14 protein-coding genes and 1 tRNA gene are annotated in these 18,776 nt (G+C 65.0%); 10 read left to right on the plus strand and 5 right to left on the minus strand.

The features are described from left to right. The first annotated feature begins 86 nt into the window (after positions 1-86). Entirely contained in the window at positions 87-536 is a 450-nt protein-coding gene (locus DUPY_RS08810) for a MarR family winged helix-turn-helix transcriptional regulator (RefSeq protein WP_070247450.1), read from the plus strand. Positions 537-553: 17 nt separating this feature from the next. Here the strand turns inward: DUPY_RS08810 and DUPY_RS08815 are convergent, their stop codons facing one another. After that, a complete protein-coding gene (locus tag DUPY_RS08815; protein ID WP_070247451.1) occupies positions 554-934 on the minus strand; it encodes a hypothetical protein in 381 nt (126 codons plus the stop codon). Positions 935-1,141: 207 nt separating this feature from the next. Between DUPY_RS08815 and DUPY_RS08820 the strand changes: the two genes are divergently transcribed. Next, complete coding sequence (locus DUPY_RS08820; RefSeq protein WP_070247452.1) at positions 1,142-2,182, plus strand: SDR family oxidoreductase; 1,041 nt, start codon at positions 1,142-1,144, stop codon at positions 2,180-2,182. A 9-nt stretch (positions 2,183-2,191) separates the two neighbouring features. After that, a complete protein-coding gene (locus tag DUPY_RS08825) occupies positions 2,192-2,905 on the plus strand; it encodes a succinate dehydrogenase iron-sulfur subunit (protein ID WP_070247453.1) in 714 nt (237 codons plus the stop codon). Here DUPY_RS08825 and DUPY_RS08830 read toward each other — a convergent pair. Continuing rightward, entirely contained in the window at positions 2,889-4,658 is a 1,770-nt protein-coding gene (locus DUPY_RS08830) for a putative bifunctional diguanylate cyclase/phosphodiesterase (RefSeq protein WP_229255296.1), read from the minus strand. The genes DUPY_RS08825 and DUPY_RS08830 overlap by 17 nt on opposite strands. A 173-nt stretch (positions 4,659-4,831) precedes the next feature. On the opposite strand from DUPY_RS08830, the gene DUPY_RS08835 reads away from it, so the two are divergent. Then, the gene (locus DUPY_RS08835) at positions 4,832-5,554 is read left to right on the plus strand and encodes a Crp/Fnr family transcriptional regulator (RefSeq protein WP_070247454.1); all 723 of its coding nucleotides are present in this window, start codon (positions 4,832-4,834) and stop codon (positions 5,552-5,554) included. A gap of 24 nt (positions 5,555-5,578) precedes the next feature. On the opposite strand, the gene DUPY_RS08840 is transcribed toward DUPY_RS08835, so the two are convergent. After that, positions 5,579-7,576 carry an ATP-binding protein gene (locus tag DUPY_RS08840; RefSeq protein WP_167359053.1) on the minus strand — a complete coding sequence of 666 codons (1,998 nt, stop codon included), beginning with the start codon at positions 7,574-7,576 and terminating at the stop codon, positions 5,579-5,581. A gap of 143 nt (positions 7,577-7,719) precedes the next feature. Here DUPY_RS08840 and DUPY_RS08845 point away from each other — a divergent pair, with 143 nt between their 5' ends. From DUPY_RS08845 to DUPY_RS08855, 3 genes are all read left to right on the plus strand, one after another. Next, positions 7,720-8,601 carry a ZIP family metal transporter gene (locus tag DUPY_RS08845; protein ID WP_070247456.1) on the plus strand — a complete coding sequence of 294 codons (882 nt, stop codon included), beginning with the start codon at positions 7,720-7,722 and terminating at the stop codon, positions 8,599-8,601. Between the two features lie 145 nt (positions 8,602-8,746). Beyond that, positions 8,747-10,840 (plus strand): methyl-accepting chemotaxis protein, encoded by a 2,094-nt coding sequence (locus tag DUPY_RS08850; protein WP_071651606.1) that lies wholly within the window; start codon positions 8,747-8,749, stop codon positions 10,838-10,840. A gap of 1 nt (position 10,841) precedes the next feature. Further along, positions 10,842-12,314: a chemotaxis protein CheW gene (locus DUPY_RS08855; RefSeq protein WP_070247457.1), complete on the plus strand. Its 1,473-nt coding sequence runs from the start codon at positions 10,842-10,844 to the stop codon at positions 12,312-12,314. A gap of 24 nt (positions 12,315-12,338) precedes the next feature. Here DUPY_RS08855 and DUPY_RS08860 read toward each other — a convergent pair whose 3' ends face one another. Continuing rightward, entirely contained in the window at positions 12,339-13,358 is a 1,020-nt protein-coding gene (locus DUPY_RS08860; protein WP_070247458.1) for a glycoside hydrolase family 53 protein, read from the minus strand. Between the two features lie 314 nt (positions 13,359-13,672). On the opposite strand from DUPY_RS08860, the gene DUPY_RS08865 reads away from it, so the two are divergent. Further along, a complete protein-coding gene (locus DUPY_RS08865) occupies positions 13,673-15,124 on the plus strand; it encodes a pectate lyase family protein (RefSeq protein ID WP_070247459.1) in 1,452 nt (483 codons plus the stop codon). Between the two features lie 59 nt (positions 15,125-15,183). On the opposite strand, the gene DUPY_RS08870 is transcribed toward DUPY_RS08865, so the two are convergent. After that, the gene (locus DUPY_RS08870; RefSeq protein ID WP_070247460.1) at positions 15,184-16,110 is read right to left on the minus strand and encodes a Gfo/Idh/MocA family protein; all 927 of its coding nucleotides are present in this window, start codon (positions 16,108-16,110) and stop codon (positions 15,184-15,186) included. A gap of 267 nt (positions 16,111-16,377) precedes the next feature. Here DUPY_RS08870 and DUPY_RS08875 point away from each other — a divergent pair, with 267 nt between their 5' ends. Further along, entirely contained in the window at positions 16,378-18,540 is a 2,163-nt protein-coding gene (locus DUPY_RS08875) for a TonB-dependent siderophore receptor (protein ID WP_070247461.1), read from the plus strand. A gap of 48 nt (positions 18,541-18,588) precedes the next feature. Continuing rightward, positions 18,589-18,664: transfer RNA gene (locus DUPY_RS08880), tRNA-Gly, on the plus strand. The last annotated feature ends 112 nt before the right edge of the window (positions 18,665-18,776 follow it).

Genomic DNA, 18,776 nt, shown 5'->3' on the forward strand with positions numbered 1-18,776 from the left:
GATGTTCACCTTAGTTGACAATGTCCCCCAATTTACCTAAAACAGTTGATCTTGTCAACCAATCGCAAGACAAGCCAGCGGATGCCGTGTTCGACGCCGTCCACAATGTGATGCACCTGTACCGGTCGATGCAGTTGCGCGGACTGCGCGACACGCAGTGCAACGCTGCACACGAGTTGACCCACATGGAATACAAGGTGCTGGGATTTTTTGCCCGCCATCAGGGCGCCAGCCAGCGCGAGCTGGTGGCCCATTCGGGGCGCGACAAGGCGCAACTGGCACGCTTGATCAAGGGCCTGCGCGACCGCCATTTGCTCGACGCCCAGGTGGATGAAAGCGACCGCCGCAGCACGCGCCTGCGCCTCTCGCCGCTCGGCCACCAAGTGATTGACAGCCTGCAAGGCATGGGTGCGCAGGTGTCGAACCTGGCGGTGCAAGGCATGAGCGCCGCAGAATGCACGCAGCTGCTGGCGCTGCTCATGCGCATCAAGGGCAACCTGGAAGCCGAGGCGGGAGCCGCCCCGGCTGCCGATTGATACTTAGGTATTGATACTTAGCCTTTGGCTGCCTTGGCAGGCTGGTCCGACTTGCCCTTGCCGGTGCACGAGGTATTGTGCTTGCCGGTGGCGGTCAGGTTTTCGCCGCCGCTGGCATCGACGCCGCCCTGCGAACGCTGGCAGTCTTCCTTGGCGCCCTTGGGTGGCTTGTTGTCGAAGCCGGGCTTGGCCGGCTGCTGCATGCCCGCGTTACCAGCCTGGTCGGTAGTGGACGTGGTATTGGCGTTGGCCTCAGCCTTGCCCTGCCCGGCAGGATGGAAGGCGGTCGCGCCGGTGGTGCCGGTCGGTTGCACCGGCGTTGTGTTCTGGGCATGCGACAGTGCTGCCAGGCACAAGGCAGCGACGCCGAAGACGGTGGCGAAAGTACATTTGGACATGATGACTCCTTGCTAGCGCTAAAACGCTTATTGTTCCACTGATGGGCGGGTTCGCTTGTAGGACCATGACCAGTGTGGAGGTCGGATTCGCGCTGGAAAGATTTTGATTTATACGCCGGCAATCCGACTCGCCTCTGCGGCCTCGTCCTACACATGACGACTGCCTGCCTTGCAACAATCATCGCTAACTCACTATGGGAGCAAGCGATGAAAGTGTCATTAAAAAAACTACGGAAACAAGTGATGGTGATCACCGGCGCCACCAGCGGCATCGGCCTGACCACCGCGCGCATGGCGGCTGCCGAAGGTGTCGCGCTGGTACTGGCTGCGCGTGACGGCGATGCCCTGGCGCAACTGGCCACCGAGCTGGAAGCGGGCGGCGCGCAGGTACTCACCGTGCCTACCGACGTGGGCGTGCGCGCCGAGGTCGAGCAGCTGGGCCAGGCTGCCATCGGCCGCTTTGGCTGCATCGATACCTGGGTCAACAATGCCGGCGTGTCGATTTTCGGGCGCCACGAACAGGTGGCCGAAGAAGACTGGCACCGCCTGTTCCAGACCAATTTCTGGGGCGTGGTGCATGGCTCGCTCGAGGCGCTCAAACACCTGCGCGCCGGTGGCGGCGCGCTGATCAACCTGGGCAGCGAACTGTCCGACTGCACGGTGCCGCTGCAGGGCATGTATGCGGCGTCCAAGCACGCGGTAAAAGGGTTTACCGATTCGCTGCGCATGGAGATCGAAAAGGACAAGGTGCCCATGTCCGTCACCCTGATCAAGCCGGCCGCGATCGACACCATGTTTACCGTGCACGCAAAAAACTACCTGCCGCACGAGCCGCAACTGCCGCCGCCGCTGTACGCGCCGGAGTTGGTGGCGCAGGCGATCCTGCACGCGGCGTGCCATCCGCAGCGCGACATCTACGTAGGCGGCGCGTCGAAGCTGATGTCGGTTGGCAGCTTCCACATGCCGCGCCTGTTCGACCGCTATGCGGAGGCCACCATGTTCCGCCAGCAGCAGTCCGACCGCCCTGCCCCAGCCGACCGCCAGGATGCGCTGTACGCACCGCATCACGCCCCCAACGGCAGCGCCTTGCAGCAGCGCAGCTGCCTGCAACCGTATCCGGTGTGGGAAAGTTCGCCGTACACGGCTTTATCTCTGCGCGTCGGGTCGGCCAAAAAGGCGCTGCTGTGGGGCGGCGCCGCATACGCCATGTACAAGTTGCTGGCGCGGCCCGCGTCGGCGCGGAACTAGGAGCGCACCATGCCCGCCAACGCACCGGTCAAACTCTCGATCTACCGCTACGATCCCGACACCGACAGCCGCCCCGCCATGCGCGACTACGTGGTGGAAGGCTATCGCGGCACCATGGTGCTCGACCTGATCAACCATATCAAGGACCATCTCGACGACAGCCTGTCGTTTCGCCGCTCGTGCCGCGAAGGCGTGTGCGGGTCCGACGCGATGAACATCAACGGCAAGAACCGGCTGGCCTGCGTGACCACCATCGCCGAGCTGGCGCAGCCCATCGTGCTGCGTCCGCTGCCGGGCGTGCCGGTGGTGCGCGACCTGATCGTCGACCTCAGCGAATTCTGGCTGCAGTACCACTCGATCAAGCCCTACCTGGTCAACGACGACCCGCCGCCCGAGCGCGAGCGCCTGCAAAGCCCGGAGCAACGCGACCAGCTCAATGGCCTGTACGAGTGCATCCTGTGCGCGTGCTGCTCCACCGCCTGCCCCACGTTCTGGTGGAACCCGGACCGCTTCGTGGGCCCGGCCGGCCTGTTGCAGGCCTACCGTTTCATCACCGACTCGCGCGACCTGGACACCAACAAGCGGCTCGACGATCTCAACGACGCCTACCGGCTGTTCCGCTGCCGTACCATCATGAACTGCGCCGATGTCTGCCCCAAGGGCCTCAACCCGGCCCTGGCGATCAGCGAAATCCGCAACCTGCTGGTCAAGCGCGCGGTGTAGCCGACGGTGGACCCAACACCAGCTGCTCGAAGTCGGCCACCGCCACCGGCCGGCCGTACAGGTAGCCCTGGTAGTGGAAGCAGCCGAGCTTTTGCAGCAGTGCGCGCTGCTCGGGCGTTTCCACTCCTTCGGCAATCACGTCCAGTCCCAGGCTGCGCGCCATGGCGATGATGGTGGTGACGATGGCCTGGTCGCTGCGGTCGTTGACCAGGTCGCGGATAAAGGACTGGTCGATTTTCAATTGGCTCAGCGGCAGGCGCTTCAGGTATTGCAGCGACGAATAGCCGGTGCCGAAATCGTCGAGCGAAATACGCACGCCCATGGCGCGCAGCGCGGCCATGCTCTGCACCGCGACTTCCACGTTTTTCAGCACGATGCCCTCGGTCAGCTCCAGCTTGAGCAGGCGCGGATCGATCGCATGGCGCGCCACGGCACCGCGCACCTGCTCGCAAAACCCGGGCTGGTGGAATTGTGCTGCGCTCACGTTCACTGCCAGGGTCAAGGCGCGCAGGCCGGGATCTTCCTGCCAGGCGCGCAGGCGCGCACACGCTTCCTCCAGCACCCAGCTACCCAGTTGCAGGATCAGGCCGGTCTCCTCGGCCAGCGGCACGAACTGCGCCGGCGACATCATCTTGCCATCGGCGCGCCAGCGCACCAGCGCCTCGGCGCCGCGCGCGCGGCCGTGCTGGTCCACCTGGATCTGGTAGTGCAATTCGAATTGGTGCAGGTCGATGGCGATGCGCAGCGCACGTTCCATGTCGGCGCGCGCGTTGATATGGTCCTGCATGCCCTGGTCGAAGAAACGCATGCCGTTGCGCCCGCCCTGCTTGGCCTGGTACATGGCGATATCGGCCTGCATCAACAGTTCGTCGGGCTGCGGCGGATGGCCGTTGTGGAACAGGGTCACGCCGATCGACGGCGTGCTGTGGCAGGTGTGGCTACCCAGCAGATAAGGCAGGTTGAGCGCGTTGCGAATGGCCGTGGCCAGCATCTCTGTGTGGGCGGCCGCCTCGTCCTGGTCGCTGCTCAAGCCTTCGAGCAGCACCACGAACTCGTCGCCGCCCAGGCGCGCCACCGTGTCGCCGTGGCGCAGCGCCGCCTGCAGGCGCCCGGCCACCTGCTGCAGCAACAGGTCGCCCACGTTGTGCCCGAGCGTGTCGTTGAGGGTCTTGAAATTATCGAGATCGATGAACATCAGCGCGCCGTAGCGGTCGTGCAGGCGGCTGGCGTTGAGTATCTGGCGTAGCCGCTCGAGCAGCAGGCGGCGGTTGGGCAGGCGCGTGAGCGGATCGTAAAAGGCCAGCATCTCGATCTCCTCGCTGGCCGCCTTGCGCTGGGTGATGTCGGTAAGCACCGCCACGTAATTGGTCAGATCACCGCCCTGGTCACGCACGGCGGTAATGCTCAGGTGCTGCGGATAGTGCTGGCCGTCCTTGCGGCGGTTCCAGATTTCGCCTTCCCAGCGGTCGTCGCGGCGGATCGTGTCCCACATCTTGCGGTAGAAAGCGGCATCGTGTTTGCCCGAGCTGAGCATGGCAGGCCGCTGGCCCACCGCTTCCCGGGCGGCGTAGCCGGTGATGCGGCTAAAGCCCTGGTTCACGCGCAGGATGATGCCGTGGGCATCGGTCACGAGCATGCCTTCCGCTGTCTCGAACGCGGCGGTGGCCACGCGCAGTTCCGCTTCGAGCGCGGCAATGCGTCGGTTCAGGGCGTCGATGGCGCCCGTGCTGACGACAGGCAGCGCAGTTCTCATTAATTTTCCTCGGCGATAAATCGGAAAGGCAAAGGATAATGATTTTCATCAACATTAAAATTGATCCAAGTCAAATTTGACTGTTACCGCTGACCTTGAAAAACTTGACGTGGATCAAATATTTTTCGGTTAAGAGTTGATAGTCTCGGCCCATCGTGACTTGGGCCACAGCCATGCAATCAACTTCAACCCACCGGCCGCCCCGCTGCCTCGACTGCGACACGCGCCGCCACTGCCTGGCCGCCGGCCTCGACGCCACCGGGCTGGACGCCTTCGAGCACCAGGTGGTGCTGCGGCGCCACGTGCTCAAGCGCCACCAGCGCCTGGTCGCGCGCGGCGCGCCGTTCGACACCTTGTACTCGGTCCAGCAGGGTCAGCTGAAAACCGAGCGCGCCATGCCGGACGGCAGCCGCCGCCAGGTGATCGGCTTCCATCAACCGGGCCGCTTGCTCGGCCTGGAATCGCTGGGCGCCAACAGCCATCGCTGCGACGCCCTGGCCCTGTGCGACAGCACCGTCTGCGCTATCTCGTACCCGAGCCTGACGCGCATGATGAAGCAATACACGGCGCTGACGCGGCGTTTTCACCAGCTGGTCGGCACCGAACTCGACCGCCAACAAACCAGCATGCTGATGCTGGGCACGGCCAAGACGCCACAGCGGCTGGCGGCCCTGCTGCTCGACCTGGCCGATGGTGGCGGGGACGATGGCTGCCCGGCCGACACGGTGACACTGCGCATGTCGCGCGACGACATCGCCTCGTACCTGGGCCTGGCGCTGGAAAGCGTGAGCCGGCAACTGTCGCAGTTTCGTGTGGCCGGCTTGCTGGCGGTGCACAACCGGCGTATCGACTTGCTGGACCGGGAACGGTTGCGGGGGATTGCCATGGCCGGGTAGATCGTCCGCGCCGGCACCTGGGCGCTAATCGAGCAGGCGCGCCAGCGCCGAGAAATCGACCGGCTTGACCAGGTAGCGGTCAAACGGCGAGTCGGCTTCCTCCGGGTTGGCGTAGCCGGTGACGGCAATCAGGCGCGCGCCGGCCGTATGCGCCTGCGCACGCAGGCGGCGCGCCAGTTCGCGCCCGTCCATCTCGGGCATGCCGATATCGAGCAGGAACACGTCGGGCGTGTGTTCGGGCGCCAGCGCCAACGCGGCCTTGGGGTTGTTGATCTCGATAACGTCGTGGCCGATGGCGCGCAGGCAGGTGGCCAGGGTCCAGGCGGCATCGACATTGTCGTCCACCACCACGATCTTCAACGGCTGCGTGGCGTCGTAGCGGTGGCCGCCGGCAGGAGCTGCTGCCAGCGGCGCGGCCATGTGGCGCGGCAGCCACACCATAAACGTGGCGCCCATGCCCTCGCCCGGACTGGTGGCGGCCACCCGGCCACCATGCAGCTCGACCATGCTGCGCACCAGCGCCAGCCCCAGTCCCAGGCCGCCCTGGGCGCGGTCGGGCGTGCGCGCGCCTTGCACGAACAAATCGAAGATGCGCGGCACCAGCTCCTGGTCCAGTCCCACCCCGTTGTCCGCCACCGACACCACTACGTCGTCGCCGTCCACCCGCAGCGCCACGTCGATGCTGCCGTTGACCGGCGTGTAGCGCGCGGCGTTGCCCAGCAGGTTGGCCAGCACCTGCACCAGGCGCTTCTCGTCGCCGTGCACCAGCGCGCCCTCGTGGGTAATCTGCGTGCGCACGCGGTGGCCGCGCTGCGCAATCAGCGGCGCCACCTGCTCCAGCGCGGCCGCCACCACTTGCTTGCTGTCGACCACCGTGCGCTCGAGCTCCACCATGCCGCGCGTGACGCGCGAAACATCGAGCAGGTCGTCGAGCATTCCCGACATGTGGCGCGCCTGGCGCGACAGCACCTCGCTCATGCGGGCGATGCGGGCCGGTTCGAGCGGCGCCAGCGCCAGCAGGTCGGCAGCAGCGCTGATCGGCGCCAGCGGGTTGCGCAGCTCGTGCGCCAGCATGGCGAGAAAATCGTCCTTCTGGCGGTTGCTGCGCGAGAGCTCGGCCTCCACCTGCTTTTGCCGGCTGATGTCGAGCGTGATGCCGTCGAAACGGGTGGGCGCGCCGCTGGCGTCGAAATAAGTGCGGCCCTTGGCGCGCAGCCAGCGTTCACGCCCATCGGGCGCCAGGGCGCGGTACTCGACGTCGTACATTTGCTTGTCGCGCACGCTCGCCTCCACGGCGGCCCGGGTGTGGGCGCGGTCGTCAGGATGGATCAGCTGGTAGAACAGGTCGAACGTGACCTCGGTATCGAGCGGCACGAAAAAATGTTCCTTGCACTTGTCATTCCAGTAGATTTTACCCATTGGCATCGGGCAGTAGAAGGTACCGAGCTCCCCGGCCTGCACCGCCAGGTCGAGCCGCTCGCCGGCCTCGGTGGCGCGGGCCTCGGCCGCGCTGCGGCGCCGTTCGCCTTCCTTGACGACCTCGATCACGCGCTTGAGGTCGTCGAACGAACGCTTGACGTACTCCGACGGATCGCCGGCCGGCAAGGCGTTCTCGCCATTCGAACCCTGCACCAGCGACGTCATGTCGTACACGCGGTGGACGATGGCCTTGACCTGGCCGTCCGCACCCAGCACCGGCAAATTGGTGGGCAGCCAGTATTTGACGATGAAGCCATCGCCCTTGCGGTTGGGCACGTCGTAGCGTTGCAAGTCCATGGTGTGCATGCGCCCGGTGCGCAGCACTTCGTTCAGCGAGACGCGCAGGCGGTCAGGACCGTCCGCTTCGCCGGATGAGGCCGGAAAGGCGTCGAACAGCGGCCGGCCGATGACGTCGGCGCGGGACGTCATGGTGGCGGCCAGGTATTCGTCGGAGCCATGCAGGATGAAAAACTCGGGCGACGCATCGAGCACGAGGATGGCGAACGGCAAGGCCTGGACTACGAGGGAGGTTTCAACGGTCATCGCGCTCTGTGGAAATGGTTTTTGCAATTTTAACATCCGTGCGGTAGCGCACGATTGTCAGACAGTTGGTCGATGAAAGCGATGCGCCGTGCACACCATGGAGCATGTACACTGTGTGTACCAACGAACAACTTTAATCTTTCATGCCCAGATCCATTTCCTTCACGCCGGGCCGCTTGCTGACCGCCGCCCTGATCGCCGGCCTGTGCGCGCTGGTGGCCATGCGCAGCCCGGACCTGTTGGCTGCCATGCCGCCGCCGGTGTACCACGCGCTGATCGGCGGCCTGTGGGCCGCTGCCGCCACGGCGGTCGGCACCTTGCCGGTCTTGCTGTCGCAAAGTTTTTCGCCCCGCACCTATGATGCCGCGCTGGGCCTCGGCGGCGGCATCATGCTGGCCGCCACCTCGTTCTCGCTGGTGCTGCCGGCGATTGCCGCCAGCAAGGGCGCCGGCAACACGCCGATGGCCGCCAGCCTGATGGTGGGTGGCGGCATCCTGCTCGGCATGCTGGTGGTGATGCTGCTCGAACGCCTGGTCCGCTCCGACAATGTGCTCGACAACAGCAAGTCCGACCAAGCCAATACCCTGGTGCGGGCCTGGCTGTTCGTCGGCGCAGTCGCCATCCACAATATTCCCGAAGGCATGGCCATCGGCGTCGGCTACGCCGGGGTGGACCTGAGCAAGGCCAACGCCCTCACCACCGGCATCGCCATCCAGGACATTCCCGAAGGCATGGTGGTGGCGATGGCGCTGCGCGTGGCCGGTTACGGGCGCTTGTTTTCGGCCGCGCTGGGCACCCTGTCCGGCGTGGTGGAGCCGATCGGCGCGGTCATCGGCGCGTTGCTGATCGAGGCCTCGGCCGCCCTGCTGCCATGGGGCCTGGCGGGTGCGGCAGGCGCCATGTTGTACGTGATCTGCCACGACGTGGTGCCAGAGGCCCAGCGTCGCGGCAATTACGGCACGGCGTCATTTTCGCTGGTGGTCGGCTTCATCATCATGATGGTGCTCGATACGGCGATGGGCTAATGACTTCGAGTTGGGTAGTTAATGCTCTGATGCAATAACACAACGGGCGCAGCAGATTTCTGTTGTTGCCCTGTCAGCTTTGTTCTCACAGGTGAAGGCGCGGCGCTACACTGGTTGCGCCCGTTTTACCTATGAGAGACTTGCGATGAAGAATTCGACTGAAGAGCTGACCTGCCTGGACCAGGAAACCCGGCTGGCTACCGCCATGTCGGTGCTGGACGCGATCAACCGCGTGCAGGCGGTGATCGAATTCCAGCTCGACGGCACCATCCTGCACGCCAACGCCAACTTCCTGGCCGCGGTCGGCTACACGCTCGAGGAAATCGTAGGCAAGCACCACCGCATCTTTTGCGAAGCCGACTACGCCGCCTCGGCCGAATACCAGGAATTCTGGCAGCACCTCGGCGACGGCGAATTTCACTCCGGCGAATTCAAGCGCCGCGCCAAGGGCGGCAAGGATATCTGGATTGCCGCCTCGTACAACCCGGTGCTGGGACCGGACGGCAAGCCGGTCAAGGTGATCAAGTTTGCCACCGACATCACCGCGCAGAAGTTCGCGGCTGCCGAATTCCAGGGCAAGCGCGACGCCGTCAACCGCGCCCAGGCCGTGATCGAATTCGACCTGACCGGCAAGATCCTCCACGCCAACAACAATTTTTTGAACGCGCTCGGCTACACGCTCGATGAAGTGGTTGGCCAGCAGCACGCCATGTTCTGCGAGCCGGCCTTCAGCCGCTCGGCCGAATACCGCGCCTTCTGGCAGCACCTGGCTTCGGGCGAACTGCACGCCGGCGAATTCAAGCGCATGTCCAAGACCGGCCGCACGGTATGGATACAGGCCACCTACAACCCGATTTTCGACGCCAACGGCAAGCCTTTCAAGGTCGTCAAGTTTGCCACCGACATTACCGACGCAAAAACCCGCAACGCCGACTTCGAAGGCAAGAACCTGGCTGTGAACCGGGTGCAGGCCGTGATCGAATTCGACTTGCAGGGCAAGGTCCTCACCGCCAACGATAACTTCCTCAACATCATGGGCTACGGCCTCGACGAAGTGCGTGGCCAGCACCATCGCATGTTCTGCGACACCGCCTTCGTGCACTCGCCCGAGTACCTGGCGTTCTGGGAGCGCCTGGGACGCGGCGAGTTCAACGCCGGCGAATACCGGCGCGTGACCAAGAGCGGCAAGGACGTGTGGATACTGGCCTCGTACAACCCGATTTTCGACGCCGAGGGCAAGCCGATGAAGGTGGTCAAATTTGCCACCGACATCACCGAGCAGAAGAAACTCAGTGGCGAGTCGCGCGGCAAGCTCGAAGCGCTGGGCCGCTCGCAGGCCGTGATCGAATTCGACATGCGCGGCCACGTGCTGTCGGTCAACCACAACTTCCTGCGCACCATGGGTTACACCGAGGACGAAGTGGTGGGCGCGCACCACAGCCTGTTCTGCGACGAGGACCTGGTCAAGAGCGCCGAGTACCGCAATTTCTGGGCGGCGCTGGGCCAGGGAGAATTCCAGTCCGGGCTGTTCAAGCGGCGCGGCAAGCACAACGCCGACATCTGGATCCTCGCCACCTACAACCCCATCCTCGACATCAACGGCAAGGCCTACAAGGTGGTCAAGTTCGCCATGGACGTGACCGACCAGGTGCAGCGCGAAATGCTGGTCAGCGAAAAGGTGCAGGCCATCTCCAGCGTGCTGTCCAAGCTCACCCAGTCGATCGGCGAGATTGCCGACGGCTCGCAGCAGACCGCCGGCATGGCCGGCCAGACCCAGGTGGAAGCGGCCGACGGCAGCGAGCTGCTGACGCGCTCGAAGGAGGCCATCGTGGCGATCCAGAAGTCGTCGGGCGATGTGCACGAGATCATCGACACCATCAGCGACATCGCCAGCCAGACCCACCTGCTGGCCTTCAACGCCGCCATCGAGGCGGCGCGCGCCGGCGAACATGGTTACGGTTTTTCGGTGGTGGCCAACGAGGTGCGCAAGCTGGCCGAAAAGTCGGCCGTGGCCACCCGCGAAATCGCCAAGCTGATCAACGAAACCGTCAACCGCGTGGACGAAGGCACGCGCCTGTCGGGCGAGGTGGAGGCGGCGTTCGAGCGCATCGTGCGGTCGGTGGCCCGCACCAGCGAGTCGATCGGCCAGATCCATGCATCGACCTCGGCGCAGGCCAGCGCCACGCACGATGCCTCGGCGCTGCTGACCGAGCTTGAAACCATCACGCCCAAGCACTGACATGGCAGCCGTACGCGAAACGGCGATTGCCACGGTCCGGCTGGCGATCGCCACGGTCGGAACGGTGACGGTGGGGGTGCCGGTGGCGGCAGTGCTGCAGGCGCTGCCGCTGGCCGGCGCCCTGCACCCGCTGCCGCGCCGCCAGGGCGCGCTGTGCGGTGTGGCCGAACACGCGGGGGCGCTGGTGCCGGTGGTGGACCTGGCGCGCTGGGTCGATGTTGGCGAGGTTCTCAATAGTGCGCCAGCGCGTGACAAGACCGCGCGCATCCTGGTGCTCGGCGATGGCCGGCGCAGCATCGGCCTGCGGGTGGACGCCGTGGTGGGCATGACCGACGTGCCGGCACCCACCCGGGTGCTGCACGACCAGGATCCCGACGAAGTCTTCGACAGCGTGGTCAAATCGGACGAACTGGGGCGCGTGGTCAGCGTGCTCGATGTGGCACGGATGATTGCGCTGGCGGGGGCGTGGCATGGCGGTGACGACAGTGACAGCACTGCTGGCGGTGCAGACGATGCCGGACGTCAGGGCGGTGGCGACAGCGGTGCCGATGGCGCCGCCGCGCTGCTGGCGCAAGGCGCGGGTGTCACGGCGAACACCGCCACCCTCTACGCACTGCTGGCGGTCGGCGACACCCGTGTTGCGATCCGTGCGACAGAACTGGCGCAGGTGGTCAGGATGCCGGCGCTGCGGCCCATCGGTCCCGCCGGCGGCAGCAGCAGCTATTGCAGCTGGGGCGAGCGCAACGTGGCCGTGATCGATACTGCCAGGTTGCTGGGCCTGCCCGCCGCGCCGCCGCCTGCCCTGCTGGCCATCGTCGAGCACGGCGATCTGGCGCTGGGCCTGATGGTGCGCGCGGCGCTCGAGTTGCGCATGCTGGCGGCGCCAGTCACCCCTGCAGGCGCGGCGGTCGCCACCACCGTGATCGGCGAAGATGGCGCCGCCATCGAGGTGATCGACACGGCAGCGCTGCTGGTGCGGGTACCGGAAGCGAGCATCAGCCGCGCCGCCGCACCCGCAGGTGGTGCGGCCACCGCGCAGCGCCTCAACAGCCACGCCTACATCGTGTTCCAGACCGACCAGCACCACGCCACGGCGATCGACGCGATCGAGGAAATCCTGGCGCTGGCAGCGGTCCACGTGGACGCCCACGAGCAGCTGCTGCCCACCATTGCCTGGCGCGGCCAGCCCTTGCCGCTGACAGACCTGCGCCCGCCGGGCACGCCTACCCCGCCCGGCTGCGGCGCACGCATCATCGTCGCGCGCAGCCCCGATGGCGCTGACGCTGGCTGCACCGGTTACGTGGTCAAACAGGTGGTGCTGCTGATTCCGCCCAATACCGGCAAGCTGTACCGCATGGCGCTGGCCGGCGTGGGACTGGTGGAATTCATCACCACCGGCGCGGCCACCGAGCAGGCCAGCTACCGCACCATGGACCTGGCGCGGCGCACCACGACCGCACGACTGTCGGGGTAACGCACGCCACCGGCATGGTGTGCTTTATTTTTCCATGAACGCGTCAAGCATCGGCGTCGGCTTGCCCTGGTGGTCGAACGCGCCCATCGGGTAGCCCTTCCAGTCGTAGGCTTGCGGTTCCCAGTAGAACGCGCCCACGCCCATGCCGTTGTTGACTGCACGCACCTTGGCCAGCAGGTCGGCGATGATGGCCTTGCCGTCCGGGTGGTCCCACGGCGCGCCCACTTCGGCCAGCATCACCGGCTTGTGGTAGCGGGCGGTGACGTCGTTCATGGTGTTCAGGCAGGCGGCGGTGGCCGCTTGCCAGCTGATGTTCTTGGCCGTGGTCGGATACGACGAAGCGCCGATGATGTCGAACTTGCCGCCGTTCTCGACCAGGCCGTCGAAGTTCCAGCGGAACTGCGCGCCATCGTGGCAGTTATCGACGTGGACGATCACCAGCGCCTGCGGGAACACCTGCTTGACGGCGTCGTAGCCGGCGGTGACAAAGCGCGCATAGTTCTTCATGTTCTTGCTGGCCTCCCCTTCGGGCCACAGCATGCCGTTGGTGGTCTCGTTACCGACCTGCACCCACTCTGGCGTGATGCCGGCCTCGCGCAGCGCGGTGAGCGTGCTGCGGGTGTGGTCGGCCACGGCGGTGGCCAGTTGATCGACGCTGTAGTCCTTCCAGGCGACCGGCTTGAACTGCTTGGCCGGATCGGCCCAGTCGTCGCTGTAATGAAAGTCGATCATCAGGCGCATGCCGGCAGCCTTGACGCGCCTGGCTTTCACCAGCGTATCGCGCAGGTTGTTGTAGCCGTCCACCGGATTGACCCACACGCGCAGGCGCACCGCATCCATGCCCTGCTCCTGCAACGTGGTGAGCAGGTTCTGGCGCTTGCCGTCGCGGTTGCGCATGATGCGGCGCGCGTCTTCCATCTCGGTGATCCAGCTGATGTCGGCGCCTTTGGCAAAGGCGCCCGGCGTGGCGGCGCTGGCGGGCTGCATGCCGGCCAGCAGTGCGCTGGCCAGGGTGGCGATGGCGGCGCCAAGGATGTTTTTCATATTGTCTCTCGTGATGGTGGTCTGTTAAAAACTAGCGATATGCTACTGACGAGCACGTCGGCGGACCAATCATTTTTCCGTGAAAAAGTATACATAAATCGCATGACGCCGATCCAACATTGTCGGTTGCGTATTTTATTTCCGAGGACTACTATTCATCGGTCGTCGCCACCTGACCGACCTCGGCTTCCCCCAAGCCCTCGTCGTAAAGGCCGCAGGTACGCAAGGTGCCTGCTTCAGTACCCGTGTTCCCCCGTCAGCATCGCGGTCCCGGAAACGGTCCATATCATTTATAAAAAATAGTGGAGACAACCATGAAATTCGCTTTGACGATCCTTGCTGCCGCAGGGTGGCTTGCTGCCGCCAACGCCAACGCCGTCATCGACGCCGCCACCCTCACCGGCGCCAGCACGCCGCTGCAAACCGCCCAGTACGGGGTGCGCAACTACTCTGCGCCGGTGACCATCGACGGCCTGCATTCGCCCGCCAACTACATGGCCGCGCCGGCGCTGCCGGTGTGGCGCTTCGCGCAGGCCGATCCGACCGGCGGCGTGCTCACCTTCGAGCGCCAGCCGGCGCCCCCGAACGGCTGGCATGCCTGGTCGCGCAAGGGCGCGGTGCTGGTGACCGGTGGCGGCAATGCGCGCGCCGACCGCGTGTACACCGTGTACAACGGCCAGCAGCTGATCGCCGCCATCAACCAGGCCGGCAACGAGCCGAAAATCATCCGCGTGATCGGCCACATCGACCTGCGCTGGAGCCAGAACAACACCGTGTTCCGCGAATACACGAGCTACCGCGACCAGAAATTCGGCGGCTCGATCAGCCTGCCGTCGAACACCACGCTGGTCGGCATCAACGACGCCCAGGGCCGTCCGGCGCGGATGACCGGCACCTCGATCCTGATCGGCGGCGAACTGGCCTTGAGCGCCACCGGCGACGAGCAGTCCGACTTCAAGAAGTGGATCGCCGATGGCAAGGATGGCGACGACTACCCGACCTGGACCCGCAACGTCATCGTGCGCAATATCGCCTTCGATACGCCGTGGGATGTCAATCCCGAAGACTCGGCCAATGCGTACGCGGATGGCATCACGCTCTCGCGCGCGCAGAACGTCTACATCTCGCACCTGTCGATCAGTGACGGCGACACGCCCGATTCGCTGGCCGGCTCCACCAACAAGACCCGCCACGACGGCGCGCTCGACGTGGTGCGCGGCAGCGACTACGTGACCATCGCCAGCAACGTCTTCAACAAGCACGCCAAGACCACGCTGGTGGGCAATGGCGACGCCGGCCGCGCCTGGAGCGACGAAGGCCGCATGCACGTGACCTTCTCGGGCAACTGGTACGACGGCGCCAACACGCGCCTGCCGCTCAACCGGTACGGCCAGGTCCACATGTTCAACAACCTGATTGCCGGCAGCACCAGCACCAAGGTCGCCGACGTCAAGTTCGAGGGCGGCACCGATGCCCGCTACCGCTCCAACATGCTGCTGGAAAATCACTACTACAACTTCACGGGCCTGAAAGTGACGGAAGTGTGCGGCAAGGCAATCAAGGGCAAGGACTTCATCGGCTTCCGCTCGTCGGGCCACATCTTCACCAGCGACAAGTCTGGTACCAGCGCCATCGACGGCCAGTGCGGCTACGCGCCCCCGACCGGCAACAACGTGTGGACGCCGCCGTATGCGTACGCGCTGCAAACGGCAGCGGCCGTGCTGACCGCGGTGCCGGCCAGTGCGGGGGCGGGCAAGCTGCCTTGATGTAAAAACGGCCCGCGTGATGAGCGCGGGCCGTTTTTTATTGATGGCGAAAGTACTACTTAATCGTGGAAGGCATCTACTACTTTGCGCTTACCGAGCATGAACGCATCGGCCACGTGGCGCAGTGGCGCTACATCGACATCCGACTTGCCGGCCTTGACCAGGTCTGCGAACACGCGGTACAGCGACGGGTATTCGGCTTCTTTTTCCAGCGGCTGTTCGACGCCGTCGATCCACAGGCGCGAGCCGCCGTCGGACAGCTTGACTTGCCCCTTGGCCGTTTCCACCAGCACGTCCCAGCTTTGCTTGCCGGTCTGGCGCCAGTCGAATTCGGCGTGCACGCGCAGTGCGCCCGCGCTCTGGAAGTGCAGGTCGGCGGCGATCGGCGCTTCGCGGTTGTCGGGGAACTCCAGGCTGGCGCCGGACAGGAAAATGCGCTCGGGCAGGATCTCGGTGACGATCGACAGCGCATTGATGCCAGGATCGAACACGCCGAGACCACCGGCTTGCCAGATCCAGTCCTGATTCGGGTGCCAGTGGCGCACGTCCTCTTTCCAGATCACGTGCATGCTCGCCGGCGCGTTGGCGGCCAGGAAGGCCTTGGCAGGCTGCACGCCCGGCGCGTAGCGCGAATGCCAGCTGGTAAACAGGGTCAAGCCTTTGGACGCGGCCAGCGCTTCGAGGTCGGCCACTTCCGACAAGGTGGCGCCGGGCGGCTTCTCAAGGAACACGTGCTTGCCGGCGGTGAGCGCGGCGTGGGCGGCGCTGTAGCGGTATTGCGGCGGCATGCACAGCGAGACAGCTTCGATTTCCGGCATCTGCGCCAGCATCTCTTCGATCGATTTGAAGCCAGGGATGCCGTCCACGGTGTGGTTGCGGCTGGCCGAGGCGATCAACTGGTAATCTGGATTGGCGGCGATCGCAGGCAGGTGCTGGTCGTGCACGATCTTGCCGACGCCGACGATGGCGAGTTTGATAGCGGACATGGTGTCTCTTTCTTGATGTGAGTGAGGCGCAGTAATGCAAGCTACCGCTATGCTAAGGGACGCCGCGATGCCGGACCAATGACTTTTGCACAGTTATACATAACCAAATCGATATGCCTGCATGACTGTTGAACATTTGATATGGAAGCTGCTATTATATTCGTCCGAACCCAGTCTCGCCCAGCACGGCGCCCCTCCCAGCCCCGCATGACTTCGGTGAAATGCTCGCAGCACACGCTGCCCTACCGAACCTGACCTGACAACATCATGCACAATTATCGTCACCTGCCGCGCAGCGGCTTGCGCGCGGGCGTACTCGCCCTGCTGGGCGCCCTCTCCGCTCTTACCACCTTGGCTGGCGCACAAACCGTCGCCGCCGACCAGCCCATTGCCACGCTGCCGCAAATTTCCGCCACCGCCCAACAAGAGGAAGCCGCCGGGCCGGTGATAGGCTACGTGGCCAGCCGCAGCGCCACCGGCACCAAGACCGACACCGCACTGCTGGAAACGCCGCAGTCGGTTACCGTGATCGGCGCGGAGCAGATCGAAATCCTGCGCGCGCAAAGCATCACCGACGCTGTCGCCTATTCGATCGGCGCGCTGCGTCCGCCCTACACCGAACGCACCGGCGACGAAATACTGCTGCGCGGTTTTTCCATCCCCACCACCCTGCGCGACGGCATGCGCTACCAGGCCAACCGCTTCGACGGCCAGCAGGAGCCATATGGCCTCGAACGCATCGAAGTGCTCAAGGGTGCATCGTCGATCCTGTACGGTTCGGCCGAACCGGGCGGCGTGCTCAATACCGTGAGCAAGCGGCCCAGCGTGGACACCATGCGCGAACTGAACGTGGAACTCGGTTCGTTCGACCGCAAGCAGGTCTCGGGCGACTTCACCGGTGCGCTCACCGACGACGGCCAATGGTCGTACCGGCTCACGGGACTGAAACGCGACAGCGACACCTCTATCGACTACGTCACCGACAACCGCCTGTTCATCGCCCCGGCGCTGACCTGGCGGCCCAATGCCCGCACCAGCCTCACGCTGCTGACCGAATACCAGCGCGACCGCAGCATGTACGGCAGCGATGGCCTGCCGCTGTCCGGCACGGCCTCCCCCAACCCGAACGGCCGCATTGCGCGCGAGCGCTTCGTCGGCGAGCCTGGCTACGACCGTTACCACGTCAACCGCTACTCGGCAGGCTACCTGTTCGAGCAGGCGCTGTCGGACCAGCTGACGCTGCGCCACGGCCTGCGCCGCTACCGGTCGGACCAGCAGTGGTCGGCCATCAACGTGGGCCTCGAACTGGCAGCGGACGGTCGCACCACGCTCGACCGCTCCGGCCAGGACCGGCTGGAAGACAACTCCCAGCTCACCTCCGACACGTCGCTGCAATATCAGTGGCGCAGCGGCGCGGTCAGCCACACCACGCTGGCCGGCTTCGACTATGTGCGCGAAAAAGTGAACACCGGCCGCTACGACCGCGAGGTGAGCCAGCTGGACCTGTATGCGCCGGTCTATGGCAGCGCCATCGGTCCGGCCACGCCGGGCGGTGGCTGGCGCGGCGACAGCCGCCGGCGGGGCCTGTACCTGCAAGACCAGATGAAACTGGCCGAGCGCTGGGTGCTGCTGCTGGGCGGGCGCCAGGACTGGGTGCGGCAATCGCTGTGCAGCTATCACAACCCGGCGCTGTGCAGTGCGCGCAACGAAGCGACCAAGGCCTTCAGCGGCCGCGCGGGCGTGGTGTACCTGGCGCCGAACGGCCTGGCGCCATTCGCCAGCTTCAGCCAGTCGTTCACGCCGACCAACGGCGCGGACTTCGGCAACAACCGCTTCAAGCCCACGCGCGGGGAACAGATCGAAGCGGGAGTGCGCTACCAGCCGACCGGCAGGCAGCTGATGCTGGCGGCCGCCGTGTACCAGCTCACCCAGAGCAATGTGCTGAGCGACGACCCGCGCAACCGTGGCTTCCAGTCGCAACAGGGTGAAGTGCGCTCGCGCGGCGTGGAGCTCGAAGCACGCGGCAAGCTGGGACGCAACACCCAGGTACTGGGCGCCTACACCTACACCGACGCCCGCACCACGGCAGCCAGCCCGCTTTACCCGGAGCTGGTGGGCAAACGCACCGCCGGCATCCCGTACAACCAGTTCTCGCTATGGTTCGATCACACCCTGAACGACTTGGGCGCGCCGGGCCTGAAAGCTGGCGCCGGCCTGCGCTACGTGGGTGAAACCGCCAGCCAGTGGCACGACGTGCCGGCGCCCGACTACACGGTGTTCGACGCCATGGCCAGCTACAGCGCAGGCCCCTGGCGCCTGTCGGTCAACATCAGCAACCTGGCCGACAAGAACTACATCGCCGCCTGCCCGTACCGCTGCTTCTTCGGCGAGCCGCGCAAGGTGATCGGGGCGGTGACGTATCGCTGGTAAAATTTGCTCTGGCAACTTTTAAAAAACGTTGTTACAATAGCGCCCCATGCGGGAGTAGCTCAGTTGGTAGAGCGCAACCTTGCCAAGGTTGAGGTCGAGAGTTCGAGACTCTTCTCCCGCTCCAGTCTCCCCCCCCACTCGTTTTAAGTGTCATCTGTCGCCATTGGGTGATGTGTTTTTGCGACTGTCGCAGGTACATTAACGATATTTAATGAATCGCACACGCCCATTTAAGC

This window comes from Duganella phyllosphaerae (assembly GCF_001758785.1).
GTDB lineage: Bacteria > Pseudomonadota > Gammaproteobacteria > Burkholderiales > Burkholderiaceae_D > Rugamonas > Rugamonas phyllosphaerae.

Excerpts from the sequence above, each read along its gene's own strand:
- DUPY_RS08835 (WP_070247454.1), top strand. The coding sequence starts at position 4,832 with ATGCAATCAACTTCAACCCACCGGCCGCCCCGCTGCCTCGACTGCGAC.
- DUPY_RS08850 (WP_071651606.1), top strand. The coding sequence starts at position 8,747 with ATGAAGAATTCGACTGAAGAGCTGACCTGCCTGGACCAGGAAACCCGG.
- DUPY_RS08855 (WP_070247457.1), top strand. The coding sequence starts at position 10,842 with ATGGCAGCCGTACGCGAAACGGCGATTGCCACGGTCCGGCTGGCGATC.
- DUPY_RS08860 (WP_070247458.1), bottom strand. The coding sequence starts at position 13,358 with ATGAAAAACATCCTTGGCGCCGCCATCGCCACCCTGGCCAGCGCACTG.
- DUPY_RS08815 (WP_070247451.1), bottom strand. The coding sequence starts at position 934 with ATGTCCAAATGTACTTTCGCCACCGTCTTCGGCGTCGCTGCCTTGTGC.
- DUPY_RS08830 (WP_229255296.1), bottom strand. The coding sequence starts at position 4,658 with ATGAGAACTGCGCTGCCTGTCGTCAGCACGGGCGCCATCGACGCCCTG.
- DUPY_RS08820 (WP_070247452.1), top strand. The coding sequence starts at position 1,142 with ATGAAAGTGTCATTAAAAAAACTACGGAAACAAGTGATGGTGATCACC.
- DUPY_RS08845 (WP_070247456.1), top strand. The coding sequence starts at position 7,720 with ATGCCCAGATCCATTTCCTTCACGCCGGGCCGCTTGCTGACCGCCGCC.
- DUPY_RS08875 (WP_070247461.1), top strand. The coding sequence starts at position 16,378 with ATGCACAATTATCGTCACCTGCCGCGCAGCGGCTTGCGCGCGGGCGTA.
- DUPY_RS08865 (WP_070247459.1), top strand. The coding sequence starts at position 13,673 with ATGAAATTCGCTTTGACGATCCTTGCTGCCGCAGGGTGGCTTGCTGCC.
- DUPY_RS08870 (WP_070247460.1), bottom strand. The coding sequence starts at position 16,110 with ATGTCCGCTATCAAACTCGCCATCGTCGGCGTCGGCAAGATCGTGCAC.
- DUPY_RS08840 (WP_167359053.1), bottom strand. The coding sequence starts at position 7,576 with ATGACCGTTGAAACCTCCCTCGTAGTCCAGGCCTTGCCGTTCGCCATC.
- DUPY_RS08825 (WP_070247453.1), top strand. The coding sequence starts at position 2,192 with ATGCCCGCCAACGCACCGGTCAAACTCTCGATCTACCGCTACGATCCC.